This is a genomic window from Mesobacillus zeae, from assembly GCF_003570705.1.
In the GTDB taxonomy this organism is placed as follows: domain Bacteria; phylum Bacillota; class Bacilli; order Bacillales; family Cytobacillaceae; genus Mesobacillus_C; species Mesobacillus_C zeae.
The window spans coordinates 306,732-320,176 of sequence record NZ_QWVT01000029.1 but is presented as its reverse complement, the minus strand read 5'-3'; the positions used below and the strand labels follow the sequence as shown (position 1 = coordinate 320,176).

Here is a 13,445-nt window from a genome sequence, read left to right as displayed (position 1 = left end):
GGCATTTGCTTTGGCGCTTCCATCTTTGGCATTTCCTGTTTTGGCGGCTGCGGTGCCGGTACTGGCTGTTCGGGGGCCGGGATTGGCTTCTCTTTAGCAAATGGATGATCTGTTATTGGCATTTCCTTTTTGCTGCCCATGTTGATTTTTGCCTGAGGCGCTCCCCCGCCAATTGGAGCTTCTTTCTTTATTGCACCACCTGCAGCGGGAACTTTTATTTTCATGCCGGGCATAATCATATCAGGGTTGCTGAGCTGTGTGTTCATTTGCTTCAGCTCTTCAAAGTTCACGCCGTACTTCTTGGCGATCTTCCAAAGGGTATCCCCTTTCTGTACGATATGGATCTTCACTCTGATGTCCCCTCCTATGCATAAGTCCATACATTGTATGTTGGTATGGGCAAATTGCCATTAATCAAAAAAAAATTTTCTTCTCTCGTCATGTATATGTGTGGGCATTCAATTTAAAGCTTTTCCTACAAAAAAACTCGATTTTCCGAAAGAGATTTATAGAAACAGAAAAACCTCGGGATGCGCTTAAGAAAACAGCCGTGAAACCAAAAAAGGTCGCCATTACCCAGCTAACATTAGCTGGGTAATGGCAACCTTTTTCTATTTAAGCTGTATAAAATGCCTTTCTCAACAATCCAAGGATGCATTTGCATTGCATTCTCAGCCAGTGAGGTTACGATTGTTCAAGCATTCGGTTCAGGGCTTTTTTTGCTGGTACTACCACATTACTCCCGACTTTTATCACATTATGCCCTTCCCCTTTTTCAATCGACTCGAGGCACCATGCCAGATGGGGGAGATCGATGCGGTTCATCGTTAAACAAGGACACATGTGGGGATTCAATGAGATGATGTATTTAACAGTATACTGTGAAATAAGTCGGTTCACTAAATTCATCTCAGTGCCAATCGCCCATGCTGAACCTTCCGGGGAAGACTCAATAGCTTGAATGATAAAGTTGGTGGACCTGCCATATCAGACAGCTCAACAACTTCATGCTTGCACTCTGGATGAACGATAACCTTCATATCAGGGTGCTGAACACGAACAGTGCTGATATGTTCAACGCCAAAGTTCTCATGAACCGAGCAGTGACCTTTCCACAAAATTACTTTTACCTTATCAAGAGGTCCATCGAATTCCAATGTAAGGTCGAGCGGATTCCACACTGCCATTTCATCCAGCCCAATGCCCATCTGGAATGCTGTATTTCTGCCAAGGTGCTGGTCGGGAAGGAAAAGCACTCTATCCTTTTCCGGCCTCTTTTTTACTTCAGGAGGCTCAGAAAGCAATTTCCTTTCCATCCACGCGCTCCTTTCTGCCGCTCCTTCAAACGGACGGCACATCATCACAAGCCATGCGGAGCATCCTTCAGTGCAGAACACATTTAAAAAGCTTGAAAATGAAATTATAAAACTACTTTCCTTCCTCTCAGTCCTGATGGATTTATCGATCCAGGACTCATTCAGCAAAACATCACAAAGGAGACTGTCCTTGTTTCAATCCAGCATGGAAACCCCGAAATCGGCACACTTCAGCCAATAAATGATATCAGTCGGATTTGCAGGGAAAGAAACATCCTGCTGCACAGCGATTGCGTCCAGACATTCGGAAAAATCGATATAAAACAAACTGCCGCAGCAGTTGATGCCCTGTCAGTATCTGGACATAAATTTCACGCTCCTAAAGGGACAGGGGCAGCTTTCATTCGTCCGCAAATCACCTGGCAACCTTTCCTTGAAGAAACGAGCCATGAAAAAGGTTTCCGCCCTGGCACTGTCAATGCTCCCGGAGTGCTCGCCATGACGGCCGCTGCTGAAAAAGCTACGGCCAGCCTTGATCAGACTAACGCTCGATTATGCAGTTATTGCGTTCCGAATTTATACAGTCCCTTGCTGGAGTATCCAAAGAAATCATCGTTCATGGTTCATTTGGAACATCACAGTTGGCTTGACTTATTGGAATGGGGATAAACGGAGTTGAGGGCCCATGGGTTATGCTTGAGGCCAATCGGAGCGGCTATGCTATTTCTACTGGCACAGCCTGCCATACTGGCCTTCAAGAACCATCTGCAACCATGCAGGCAATAGGAATATCAGGAAAAGCTTGCTAAGGAGTTTTTTAGAATTTCATTTGGGAGAAGTTCAACTTTGGAGGATGTTAAAAGCCTTGCCGGGCTGATCTGCAAAATAGCTGCTGGAGTGCCTGCTGGTTAAAGACCGCTCCCCAATTTTGTGGTAATATTCTATAAGAAGACACTCGAGGAGAAGATATAATGAGCCAAATGAAGAAAGTCACGGGTGATGATAGAAGAAACTTCCTGCTGGAAACGCTGAAGAACAGCAAAGAACCCATCACAGGGGGAGATCTTGCGACACTGACTAGCGTAAGCCGCCAGGTAATTGTCGGAGACATCACCCTCTTAAAAGCGAGGAATGAACCCATCATTGCCACAAGCCAGGGCTATCTTTACATGCACATGCCATCCCCTGCTCTTTTAGAACGAATTGTAGCCTGCATGCACCCTCCAGACAGAACCGAAGAAGAACTGATCCTTATTGTAGACCAGGGAGCGACAGTGAAGGATGTCAGGATTGAACATCCGGTTTACGGGGATTTAATAGCCTCCATCATGGTCTCAAACCGCAGAGAAGTTAAAAAATTCATGGAGAAAATTCTTGTTACAAACGCCGGCTACTTGTCGGAATTAACAGAAGGGGTCCATCTCCATACAATTGCCGCTTCAAGCGAGAGTATCTTGAATGATGCCGAGGAAGCATTGAGGAAAGCAGGGTTTCTGATTGGATAAATCAATTGAGCCCTGGATTAATAAAAAAAACATCCGGCAATGAACTGTTCCCTTTGTAAAGGACATTTTAAAAAAAGCTAGGCTACTTTAAGAAGATGATCTCTGTATTGAACAGGGGTCATCTTTTTTATATCCCACTGGTATCTATAACGGTTGTAATATGTCATATCAAGTGTAATGCGGTCTGAAATCTCATAGGCTAAAATTTCATTCGTGGAGGCATCCTTGATGGTTGATAAATACGCTTTTTTTCCTTTTCCATAAAACAGATATGTAATATCGGTAAGAAGGACTTTATATGGAATCTCCTGTTTGAACTCCCTATTAAGCATATCATGAAAGCCAACCATGTGCTCCTGGTTGGCTTTCATGATATGCCTGTAAGGGTTTGCCTTCCGGATAGGGCAGATAATTTCGTATTTCTTCATGATTCTTCGACTCCTTTTCAGATTGTAGACAACCTGAAATTGACCTGCCAATGTATCTTAATCTAGTGTGCCCCTTTTTTACGGTTTCTATTATTGTATGCTTTCAGGACTACATCCCGGACAGCTTCCTCCTCCATTTCCCTTTGTTTTCTGCGTTCTAAAACTTTCTCGGAAAGATGGTTATAGTAGCCGGAACGTGACACACCGGCTATATTACATAGATAGCTGACCATGTTTTTCAGATTGTATTTTTCGATGACGGATTGGATGAGGATGAATTTTTGGTCGTCAACTGGTAGCTTTATTTCTTCTTTAGCCCTCTTTCGGCGAATCGTATCTTTTTTAATAATTCGTTCTCAGCTTTCAATAGGTTGTTTTCCGCTTCAAGCCTGGCATACTTTTCTTCGGCTGAGAGTTCTCTTTCACGGGGTCTGCCTAAATTTCCTGCCCTTGTATCATTTATTCCTAATACACCATCTTTTCTATAGGCTACACGCCACCTTATGCCTGAAGAATCGACTCAATACATCCTAATCATCTCTACATCAAAACCACATTCTTTAAATATATCTCTAGAAAATTTTCCGGATTCATTTTGTTTACTGAAATTTTGCTTGAACTCGTCTGTATAGGTGATTCCTTTCGTACTAACTGATTTAACATAAGGGTTCCTAGACAATATTTTAATTTCTTTTTCAGTAATTAATTTTTTACTCACGTTTTCATTCATTGTACACAAAAAGACCCTGCAGAGTAGTCTTTTTTAAAGTGACTACTCTACGGGGTACAGTTTACAAACCGGATGGTTTTATATTTTATAGGATGGATAGCTGCCCAGAACTTTCACTGAACAACCGAGCGCTTCAAGCTCAGCCATGGCTCCCGGAAGAAGGATGCCCTCCATTTTCATATCGATATCAATAATAAAAAAGTACTTTCCCAGTCCAGTTTTCATTGGCCTCGACTCGATTTTTGAGAGGTTCAGCTTTCTCCAAGAAAAAGCTGAAAGGACTTGATGAAGTGCACCAGCACGGTCAGCAGGAAGCGTGACCATCAAGGTTGTCTTGTAGAAATCACTCTCATTTGGTAAAAGCGGCATGGACTCCGGTGCGCTTGAAAGGACGACAAACCTTGTATGGTTGTACTTGTAGTCATGAATGTCCTGCTTGACGATCACAAGTCCGTACTCTTCGGCAGCGAGACCATTTCCTATTGCTGCCGCCCGCACTTCGGGATGGTCGCGGACATACATGGCTGCGGCTGCAGTAGAGGTTGTATTCTGGCTTGGCACTCCCCGGAATTCATGATGCAGGAATTTATGGCACTGTGCAAGTGCATGCGAATGGCTACAGACCAGTTCAATCTCTTTTCCTCCTGCATTGGCCGGATGAACCATTAAATGCTGCTGAATCGGCGCTGTTGCTTCCCCGATGATCCGAAGAGGGACCTCATGTACCAGATAGTCAAGCGTGATGTTAACAGAACCCTCAAGAGCATTTTCCAAAGGGACAACCGAAATTTCCGTTTCTCCTGCTGCAGCTGCATCAATACATTCAGGTATTGTCAAATATGGCACAGATTCCTCTTGAGGAAACAGCCGGCGAACAGCCAAATCAGTGAACGTGGCGCACGGCCCCAAAAAACCTATTCTCAATTTTCCATCCCCCCTTCGCACGCGAAAGCTTCTCTCTACGCCCCGGATCCAAGCACATCGACTTTCTCGACAAATTCAAGCTTGCGAAGGCCTGTAAGCAGCTCGTCCATTGACATATTCATTTCTGTCACGTTCAGGCTGAGGGTAACATTGGCCCTTCCCTGAAGTGGAATCGTCTGGTGTATCGTAAGCACATTGCATCCTGATGAGGCGACCGTTGCCAGTAGCTGCGACAAGGTTCCTGACCTGTCTTCGAGGTAGAAAAACAGGGAGATAATCCGCTCCTTGACAATCGTATGGAAAGGAAATACCGTATCGCGATATTTATAGAAAGCGCTTCTGCTCAGGTCGACACGATGGACCGCATCCCATACAGATTCAGCTTTCCCCCGTTCAATCATTTCCTTGGCTTCCAGCGTTTTTTTCATCGCTTCCGGCAGGACATCTTCCCTGACAAGATAAAACTTTTTATCCTCATTGTTCAGCTTCATTTCTCCACCTCTGGATTATTCAACAAACTCGAATTCATACTTCAGGATGCGGACTGTATCCCCATCCTTCGCCCCGCGTTCCCTTAGCGCATCATCAATTCCCATGCCGCGCATCTGCCGGGCAAACTTCCTGGTAGATTCTTCACTGGCGAAGTTCGTCATTTTAAACAATTTCTCAAGGGTTTCACCAGAAAGAACAAAGGTTCCGTCGGAATCCCTCGTGATGGCAAACTTGTCCTTGTCTTCTTCATGCCTGTATACAACACGGTTGACACCCTGTTCTTGCTCCTGATCCTCTTCCACTTCCTCAATGAGCGGAAATTCCGGTGTCTTATCGACCAAGTCCGCGATGGCAAACAGAAGGTCACGCAGCCCATCTCTCGTAAAGGCTGAAATAGGAAAGACCATATCATTTTCATGCAGCTTTTCTTTAAAGGCAGCGAGGTTTTCTTCTGCACCAGGCATATCCATTTTATTAGCTACAATGACTTGCGGCCTTTCTGTCAGACGCAGGTTATATTCTTTCAGTTCATTATTGATTGTAAGATAGTCTTCGTAAGGATCACGGCCTTCAATAGCAGCCATGTCAATGACATGGACAATGACCCGGGTCCGTTCGATATGCCTTAAAAATTGGTGGCCAAGGCCTACGCCTGCGTGCGCGCCTTCAATCAGTCCAGGAAGGTCCGCCATGACGAAGCTTCTCGCGTCCTCTGTCTCCACCATTCCAAGATTCGGCACAATCGTTGTAAAATGATACTCGGCAATTTTTGGGCGCGCTGCAGAAACAACAGAAAGCAGTGTCGATTTTCCGACACTTGGGAAACCGACAAGTCCTACGTCAGCAAGAAGCTTTAATTCAAGGATAACATCTCTTTCCTGCCCAGGCTCCCCGTTCTCAGAAAGCTCAGGTGCCGGATTGGCAGGGGTTGCGAACCGTGAGTTGCCCCGTCCGCCTCTTCCGCCTTTCGCAATGACAGCCTGCTGGCCGTGTTCAGTCAAATCTGCGATGACTTCCTCTGTCTCAGCATCCGATACGATTGTACCAGGAGGAACTTTGACAATCATGTCTTTGGAGTTTTTCCCATGCTGGTTTTTCGACATTCCGTGCTCGCCGCGCGGAGCCTTGAAATGGCGCTGATACCTGAAATCCATAAGTGTCCTAAGGCCTTCTTCCACCTCAAAGATCACATTAGCCCCACGGCCTCCATCTCCACCGGCAGGACCCCCGTTCGGTACATATTTTTCGCGGCGGAAAGCAACCATTCCGTTGCCTCCGTCCCCGCCTTTTACATATATTTTAACCTGATCGACAAACATCTTGTAAATTACCACCTGTCCACAATTGTTTTATATTCGGCAAATAGCGGCAAAGCCGCAGCTTTCCGATTTGCATCGTTCCTTGAAGCCTTTAGCCTATTTCAACATTCCCCTGCAATACAGGCTAAAAACTTCAATGGACATCTCGGCATCCCCGATTTCCCAATCCATGACCGGCAAGGATGGTTCTGCATGCCTTACGAGGAAATCAGTCAATGCCGATTTATCTGTTATTGTTCCGCAAAAATCAAAAAAGAACCTGATTCCGTCACTTCCCGGTTCAATGGAAACCGATAGATGATTTTCCTGATACTTCTCGATGGAAGCATCGAGGGCTGCAAACAGCCCTTCTGCCCATTGTGCCAAAAGGCTGTCATGGATTAAGCCAAGGTGCCGCGAATCAACTATTTCATATTCAAGCTGGAAGAAATGGTTTTCCCAATTGCAGGTTAACAGCGAAGAGGCGAATTGAGGGAGGTTCAGATTAGTTAGCTTTGCTTCCTGCCTGGCTTCAATGATGATCTCGTCAATTATGTCCTTTGCCCGGTCCACATTGTTCAGGGAGAGATTGCCTTTAATGAGCTGCAGCTTATTCAACCAATCATGGCGTGCATGCCGCAATACCTTGATGGTATCCCACTCTTTTTTCATACATATTTGCTCCTACTCTTTTTACTGCTTGAAAATAGTATAACAAAAAAGCCTGGAAGCGTAAGCAAAAAGGGATAAATAAACGCTTGCAAACGGAATTTTTTCCGTTTCCAATAGCAAAAAAAAACCCCAACCGCAAAAGGTCAGGGTTTCTTTGCTTAAGCTTCTTGTGCAGTTGGGTAGACACTTACTTGCTTTTTGTCGCGGCCAAGGCGCTCAAATTTTACAACGCCGTCAACCTTTGCAAATAGTGTATCGTCTCCGCCTTTGCCAACATTTACACCTGGGTAAATTTTAGTTCCGCGCTGACGATAAAGAATGGAGCCGCCTGTAACGAACTGGCCGTCCGCACGCTTTGCGCCAAGGCGCTTAGCGATGGAGTCACGTCCGTTCTTTGTGGAACCTACACCTTTTTTCGATGCGAACAACTGAAGATCCAATTTTAGTAACATTTATTCCACCTCCTGCTTTTTGAAGGTAATTTTTATGTGCTTTCCGTATTCTTCTTCAATCGTCTGCAATGAGACAATCATTCCTTCGAGCAGAATCTGTACCTTGTCACTGACATCTTCCGGAAGGTCATTAGGGATGCTGCAGCTAAGATAGCCAGCCTCACCCACTTCAAACTCTGGTGTGATGCCAGTAACTTTATGAACGGCATTGATTGCACCAACAGAAACAGCCGACACGCCTGCACAGACAATGTCTTTGCCTCTGTTAGCATAGAAAGCATGACCGCTGATCATAAACGATTGAATTTTTCCGGACTGAGTACGATAAATCGTAACAGAAATCATTTAATATCCGCCTTAAGCGTTGATTGCTTCGATAACAACTTTTGTATAAGGCTGACGATGACCTTGCTTTTTACGGTTGTTCTTTTTCGCTTTGTATTTGAAAACGATGATTTTCTTTTGACGGCCTTGTTTCTCAACTTTAGCTGTCACGGTAGCTCCCTCAACAACAGGGCTTCCTACTTTCACGTTTTCGCCGCCAACGAATAGAACTTTGTCAAAAGTAACTGTTTCGCCTGCTTCTGCGTTCAGCTTTTCAATGTAGATAGCCTGTCCTGCTTCTACTTTGACTTGCTTTCCGCCAGTTTCGATAATTGCGTACATTCCACTTGCACCTCCTCTGAACTAAGACTCGCCATGACAGGCGCTTGCTAAAAGCAAAACTTGATTGCCTGTTCCGTGCGGTTGTAGCGTGGTGCGCTACAAACATAACATGAAAATACTATCATATAAGGCTGGCAGGTGTCAATCATATTTCTAATGCATTACTCGCTTTCAAATATTTCTCGAACATTTCCAAGCTTCCTGACCGAATAAAAAGGTTTGGGGGAATCAGCAATCAAGAAAGAAATTTTTAATCCAAGTACTTGCTCAAGGCGGATTTTATGCTCCCCCTCATTGGCCAAGAAAAAATTTGCAACCTCTGAATCGCTTTCCACAAGGACTGCTTCATAATCGGATCCGCGGTATTCCCATAATTCCCTTTCAAGGCGGAATGCCATCGTCTCAGAACTGAGGACGTGCCCGGCGCCGCTGCATACCCGGCATTTTTCTGTCAGGGCTTCTGTTATTGAAAGCTTTGTCTTCTTTCTTGTCAGCTGCAGGACACCGAGCAATGTAAACCCAGCAATTCTAGTCCGGCGTTTGTCCTCGGCAAGAGCGGATTCAAGAATCCGTGCAACCTCCTCCCTGCTCTCCTGGTCCTTCATGTCTATGAAATCGATAAGAATCATCCCGCCCAAGTCACGAAGCCTGATTTGGCGGGCAATTTCTTCCGCAGCGAGTTTATTGGCGGCAAATACGGTCTCCTCAAGATTATTTTTCCCTGTAAATTTTCCGGTATTAACATCAATGATGGTCAATGCCTCGGCTGCATCAAAAATAAGATAAGCACCATTTTCAAGCCAAACCACTCTTTTCAGCGCCTTGTCAATTTCATGTTCTGCTCCGTAGAAAGAAAAAATGTTTTCAGCTCCGCTGTAAGAGACTATGTTCGCCTCAGTGCCTTGTCCAGATTTATATCCAGCGAGCTTCTTCCGCATTTCCGGGTCATCCGAAACGATTTCCGCATTCCTATGCCTGTCGATTTCCCCTGTCAGCTCTTCGTAGAAGTAGTCCTTTCCATGGACCAAGCCCGGCTTTTTTAGGGCATCCGACTTTCGCTGAATGTCTGAAAAGAGATCGCGAAGCTCCTGAAGATCTTGTTCTATCTCTTTTTGTTCATGATTGACCGCTGAGGTCCTGAAGATGAGCCCTTCTGTCTCGGTTTTAATCGACTCTCCAATTTGTAGCATGTTCTTTCTAAGCTCAGGGTTTCCGTGTTTTTTCGAAACCGCAACATATTTTCCCGAGGGCATGTAAACAAGATGGCGACCCTTCAGCTCAATAACGGCTGTCAGCCTGGCTCCCTTTGATCCTGCCGCGTCTTTTTCTACCTGAATAAGCAGCCGCTCACCCTGATGGACATAACGGCTGATGCTTCTCCCTTGCTTTTCGGCTTTGCTGCCGTGTTCCTGGACAAAGGATGGAAGTTTGTCACGGTGAAGATATCCGCTTTTTTCACATCCGAAATTCACAAATGCCGCATTCATTCCGGGAACAACTTTTTCGACAATCCCTAGGTAGATGTTTCCGACCTGGGACTGCTGCCCGGGCTGTTCAATATAAAGCCTCTCAGCTTTGCCGTTCTTTATAGACGCAAACCTTTTTTCAGCCGTCAATGTATTGATAATCAGTCTGTCCAAAATATTTCCCCGCTTCGACAAAAATTTTCCCATAACAAAAAGGCAGGGCGTGTTCCCTGCCTGTCTATTATCCTATGGTCAATATGTGTAAAGCAAATCTCCAATTTTTGCAGAAAGCATTTTTTCCGTAAAATAAGCATGAAGAAGTTCATTTTCATCAAGCGCTGCCTCGATTCCGTCTTCCTTTGTAACAATGACAGGGTGCTTGCATCCGCGCTGAAACCTCTCCAGGACAGCGAGCAGCCCCTCTTCCTCGCTTACGTTAAGCGGCTTCAGATGGCGGAAGTCCCCTTGCTTGCCATAATATCTTTCCATGAGGAAACGCAAAAATACATATCTTCTCTGCTTCCACTCATAGTAAAGTGAAAAGCAAAGAAAGCCAAAAATCACCCATATATTTAATGTGAATGGCCCGATTACTGTAATGGCTGCTGCAAAAATCAATAGGAATGCAGCAGAGGATATTAGCGTCCGCCGATGTGCCTGCGGAAACGGCAACTTCACAGAAAAGAGCAAAAACAGTAGCTTTCCCCCGTCGAGGGGCCAGATAGGAAGAAGGTTGAATAGAAGTACCATTAAGTTAAAGTCAATAAACTGCGAATGCCAATACTCTGGCAGCAGCCCTGCGGAATAAAGCGTGAAGCTCGCGGCTGCCATCCAGATATGCTGCAGGGGACCCGCAGCCACCACTACACTCTCTTCAAAAAGGGAACGGTTACCGTGTTCATCCATTTCTGCCACTCCTCCAAATGGAAGAAGAGATATCCGCCTGACTCTCCATGAAAACAATGAAGCGGCCGCTGCATGGCCAAGTTCATGGACAAGGATGATAAACAGGAGCAGTGACAGTTCAATAAAATGTGCTGTTGCGACAGCGAGGAACATAACAATCCAGAGGATAGGATGGATGCTGATTTTCTTTAGCAAATCCATGGCTCTATTCAAATTTGATCACCGGCATTGGATCAATGAAGTCATCCCCTTTTTTGATGGCAAAATAAAAAGAACCCTTGCTTCCATCATCACTTGAGGTTGTTTTTCCCACCGGCTCGCCTTTTTTTACATACTCATACACGTTTACGTCAAAGCCGCTTAAATTCCCATACCAGGACTCGCTTTTATCAGCGTGCTGGATGATGACCGTTTTCCCGAAACCCTCCTTATTCCCGGCAAATCTGACAAGCCCTCCACTCATTGCTTCAACATTTGCATTATTCCCAGTCTCAATGGTGATTTTTTGTCCATCGTCCCCGAACTCCTCAAGAATCTTCCCTGAAGCCGGCAATGCATAGCCGTTGTTTACGTTGTTTGACTTTTCTTTGATTTTTACTTGCTGCGGCAGCAGGGCCAGCGGCTTTCCGAACTGCTGTTCATACCAATCTGAAACCATGGCGAATTGAAACTCTTTTTCCATCGTGCTTGCAACAAATTTTTTGGCCGGGGCGGCCGTTTCCGGTCCGCTGCGGAACAGAATGGAGACAACCAGTACGAGGCATGCCGAAAAGAGAAGCTTAAACAAAAACACTTCCTTGCTGAACACGGGATGATTTCCTTCTCCGGGACTGGTTTCATAGGCAGGCATCGGCGCAAAGCCATACAATTCCTCTGTCTCCGGTATCTTTCCGGAATAACCGCGTTTTGAAGACCTTTCCCTGTCCTTCTTGCGCTTTTCAATCCTCTTTCTTATATCGTCAGCTCTTGACCCCATTTCTCTTTCACCCATCCCTTTTAGACAGTTTGTACAAGTCTATGAAACTGTCAGGGATAGTATTCCAACAGCTGAAAGAACAACAAAGCCTCAGGAACGAATTCCTGAGGCTTTGTCCGGCTATTTTATGAACGCACTCCAAAAAAGCGCTTAATTTTTGTAAACATGCCTTCGTCTCCTGAATCAAGCTGCTGGAGAGGAACTGATTCCCCAAGGATCCTTCTGGCAATATTGCGGTAAGCAATCGATGCTTTGCTATTCGGATTAAGCGCAATCGGCTCGCCATGGTTTGATGCTTTGATGACTTCATCATCATCAGCAACTATCCCGATCAGCCCGATGGAAAGATGTGATGTCACTTCATCAACATCCAGCATATCTCCGTTTTTCATCAGATGGTTCCGAATCCGGTTGATTACGAGCTTCGGAGGTTCGACATTCTCTTCCTTTTCGAGCAGCCCTATAATTCTGTCCGCATCGCGCACAGCGGAAACTTCCGGCGTTGTGACAACAATGGCTCTGTCTGCCCCTGCCACAGCGTTCCTGTAGCCCTGCTCAATGCCTGCTGGACAGTCTATGATAATATAGTCATAATCCTGTTTCAGTTCATCAATCAGCTTCTTCATTTCTTCTGGCTGTACTGCTGTCTTGTCGGATGTCTGTGCTGCCGGGAGCAGATAAAGCTTGTCTTCGAACCTTTTGTCCTTGACAAGCGCCTGGTGGATTTTGCATCTTCCTTGGATTACATCGACGAGATCATATATAATCCGGTTTTCAAGCCCCATCACGACATCCAGGTTACGCAGACCGATATCGGTATCGACAAGACATACTCTTTTGCCTTGAAGAGCCAAAGCCGTACCAATATTTGCAGAAGTTGTCGTTTTGCCAACCCCGCCTTTTCCGGATGTAACCACGATTGCTTCTCCCACTTTAGCGGCCTCCTTCAAATCTTGTTAAATTCGGTCTAATCTTCATTAAAGTTTGCAATCTATCTATGACAATCTGCTGGTCTTCAGATATATACGCGCATTCCATGGCTTTTCCGTCTTCGTTAGGAAGCTGGTCCGGAGCACGGCTAATGCAGCCGGCAATGCGGAGCTGGGACGGCTTCATAGACGATGCTCCAATGACTGCCTGCTCATTTCCATTACAGCCAGCATGGGCGATCCCTTTAAGAGAGCCCATGACAAATACATTTCCGCTCGCTTTCACCGTTCCGCCAGGATTGACGTCACCAATCAGCAAGAGATCTCCGGTTATTTCAAGCACCTGGCCTGACCTGACAATCCTTGCCACTGATACAATTTCATTTTCCTGTCTTAGTTCCTCTGCTTCAGCTATTGTCATGACATTCGTTTCAATCACATCCACCAGCAGGTTTCTTTTCTGACGGATCAAATCTTTCAATTCCTCTTGCTGACCATGTGACAGGTATCGATTCCCGACCTTAACTTTAACAGTCAAAAGCCTATCCTCTTCCTGAGCCTTGCTTGTGTTAGCAAGCTTTCTGTCTAGTTCTTTTTTTAGTTCTTCATAGGAGCATGTATCATCAAGATGGAGCGTAAGCCCGTCTTTAGTCCCTTTAATTGTTACATTTTGTGTATTTTTCAT

At 45.4% G+C, this 13,445-nt stretch carries 14 protein-coding genes, 4 pseudogenes and 1 other annotated feature; of the genes and pseudogenes, 3 read left to right on the top strand and 15 right to left on the bottom strand.

Annotated elements, in window-relative coordinates:
- On the bottom strand, positions 1-350 hold a 350-nt coding region (safA, locus tag D1970_RS17480; RefSeq protein ID WP_119114139.1), incomplete at its 3' end, for a SafA/ExsA family spore coat assembly protein.
- Between the two features lie 334 nt (positions 351-684).
- A pseudogene (locus D1970_RS17475) lies at positions 685-1,268 on the bottom strand (quinolinate synthase NadA); the annotation flags it as partial.
- On the opposite strand from D1970_RS17475, the pseudogene D1970_RS23460 reads away from it, so the two are divergent.
- The 3 genes and pseudogenes from D1970_RS23460 to D1970_RS17460 form a co-directional block, all read left to right on the top strand.
- Positions 1,201-1,359, top strand: a pseudogene (locus D1970_RS23460) (hypothetical protein); the annotation flags it as partial. The pseudogenes D1970_RS17475 and D1970_RS23460 sit on opposite strands and share 68 nt — an antisense overlap.
- Positions 1,360-1,433: 74 nt before the next feature.
- Positions 1,434-1,985 (top strand): annotated as a pseudogene (locus D1970_RS23455) (aminotransferase class V-fold PLP-dependent enzyme); the annotation flags it as partial.
- Between the two features lie 302 nt (positions 1,986-2,287).
- Positions 2,288-2,821 (top strand): transcription repressor NadR, encoded by a 534-nt coding sequence (locus tag D1970_RS17460; RefSeq protein WP_119114137.1) that lies wholly within the window; start codon positions 2,288-2,290, stop codon positions 2,819-2,821.
- Positions 2,822-2,898: 77 nt separating this feature from the next.
- Here D1970_RS17460 and D1970_RS17455 read toward each other — a convergent pair.
- From D1970_RS17455 to minC, 13 genes and pseudogenes are all read right to left on the bottom strand, one after another.
- Positions 2,899-3,967 (bottom strand): annotated as a pseudogene (locus tag D1970_RS17455) (HTH domain-containing protein).
- A gap of 90 nt (positions 3,968-4,057) precedes the next feature.
- A complete protein-coding gene (gene pheA, locus D1970_RS17450) occupies positions 4,058-4,903 on the bottom strand; it encodes a prephenate dehydratase (RefSeq protein WP_119114136.1) in 846 nt (281 codons plus the stop codon).
- A gap of 35 nt (positions 4,904-4,938) precedes the next feature.
- Positions 4,939-5,394: a transcriptional regulator ThrR gene (thrR, locus tag D1970_RS17445; RefSeq protein ID WP_119114135.1), complete on the bottom strand. Its 456-nt coding sequence runs from the start codon at positions 5,392-5,394 to the stop codon at positions 4,939-4,941.
- A gap of 15 nt (positions 5,395-5,409) precedes the next feature.
- Entirely contained in the window at positions 5,410-6,714 is a 1,305-nt protein-coding gene (gene obgE, locus D1970_RS17440; RefSeq protein ID WP_119114134.1) for a GTPase ObgE, read from the bottom strand.
- A gap of 96 nt (positions 6,715-6,810) precedes the next feature.
- Positions 6,811-7,365: a sporulation initiation phosphotransferase B gene (locus D1970_RS17435; RefSeq protein ID WP_119114133.1), complete on the bottom strand. Its 555-nt coding sequence runs from the start codon at positions 7,363-7,365 to the stop codon at positions 6,811-6,813.
- 158 nt (positions 7,366-7,523) lie between these two features.
- Positions 7,524-7,817 carry a 50S ribosomal protein L27 gene (gene rpmA, locus D1970_RS17430; RefSeq protein WP_119114132.1) on the bottom strand — a complete coding sequence of 98 codons (294 nt, stop codon included), beginning with the start codon at positions 7,815-7,817 and terminating at the stop codon, positions 7,524-7,526.
- Positions 7,818-8,162, bottom strand: coding sequence for a ribosomal-processing cysteine protease Prp (locus D1970_RS17425; RefSeq protein WP_119114131.1), 345 nt, complete (start codon positions 8,160-8,162; stop codon positions 7,818-7,820).
- Positions 8,163-8,174: 12 nt separating this feature from the next.
- Entirely contained in the window at positions 8,175-8,483 is a 309-nt protein-coding gene (rplU, locus tag D1970_RS17420) for a 50S ribosomal protein L21 (RefSeq protein ID WP_071460263.1), read from the bottom strand.
- Between the two features lie 14 nt (positions 8,484-8,497).
- Positions 8,498-8,576, bottom strand: a sequence feature (ribosomal protein L21 leader region).
- Positions 8,577-8,644: 68 nt separating this feature from the next.
- Positions 8,645-10,123: an Rne/Rng family ribonuclease gene (locus tag D1970_RS17415; RefSeq protein WP_246369968.1), complete on the bottom strand. Its 1,479-nt coding sequence runs from the start codon at positions 10,121-10,123 to the stop codon at positions 8,645-8,647.
- Positions 10,124-10,201: 78 nt separating this feature from the next.
- Entirely contained in the window at positions 10,202-11,068 is an 867-nt protein-coding gene (locus D1970_RS17410) for a M50 family metallopeptidase (RefSeq protein ID WP_119114129.1), read from the bottom strand.
- The gene (locus D1970_RS17405; RefSeq protein WP_119114128.1) at positions 11,061-11,831 is read right to left on the bottom strand and encodes a M23 family metallopeptidase; all 771 of its coding nucleotides are present in this window, start codon (positions 11,829-11,831) and stop codon (positions 11,061-11,063) included. Before D1970_RS17405 ends, D1970_RS17410 begins: the two co-directional genes overlap by 8 nt.
- A gap of 125 nt (positions 11,832-11,956) precedes the next feature.
- Positions 11,957-12,763 (bottom strand): septum site-determining protein MinD, encoded by an 807-nt coding sequence (gene minD, locus D1970_RS17400; RefSeq protein WP_119114127.1) that lies wholly within the window; start codon positions 12,761-12,763, stop codon positions 11,957-11,959.
- 1 nt (position 12,764) lies between these two features.
- Positions 12,765-13,445, bottom strand: a complete 681-nt coding sequence (minC, locus tag D1970_RS17395; protein WP_119114126.1) for a septum site-determining protein MinC — start codon at positions 13,443-13,445, stop codon at positions 12,765-12,767.

Excerpts from the sequence above, each read along its gene's own strand:
- D1970_RS17460 (WP_119114137.1), top strand. The coding sequence starts at position 2,288 with ATGAGCCAAATGAAGAAAGTCACGGGTGATGATAGAAGAAACTTCCTG.
- thrR (WP_119114135.1), bottom strand. The coding sequence starts at position 5,394 with ATGAAGCTGAACAATGAGGATAAAAAGTTTTATCTTGTCAGGGAAGAT.
- obgE (WP_119114134.1), bottom strand. The coding sequence starts at position 6,714 with ATGTTTGTCGATCAGGTTAAAATATATGTAAAAGGCGGGGACGGAGGC.
- D1970_RS17435 (WP_119114133.1), bottom strand. The coding sequence starts at position 7,365 with ATGAAAAAAGAGTGGGATACCATCAAGGTATTGCGGCATGCACGCCAT.
- rpmA (WP_119114132.1), bottom strand. The coding sequence starts at position 7,817 with ATGTTACTAAAATTGGATCTTCAGTTGTTCGCATCGAAAAAAGGTGTA.
- D1970_RS17425 (WP_119114131.1), bottom strand. The coding sequence starts at position 8,162 with ATGATTTCTGTTACGATTTATCGTACTCAGTCCGGAAAAATTCAATCG.
- rplU (WP_071460263.1), bottom strand. The coding sequence starts at position 8,483 with ATGTACGCAATTATCGAAACTGGCGGAAAGCAAGTCAAAGTAGAAGCA.
- D1970_RS17405 (WP_119114128.1), bottom strand. The coding sequence starts at position 11,831 with ATGGGGTCAAGAGCTGACGATATAAGAAAGAGGATTGAAAAGCGCAAG.
- minC (WP_119114126.1), bottom strand. The coding sequence starts at position 13,445 with ATGAAAAATACACAAAATGTAACAATTAAAGGGACTAAAGACGGGCTT.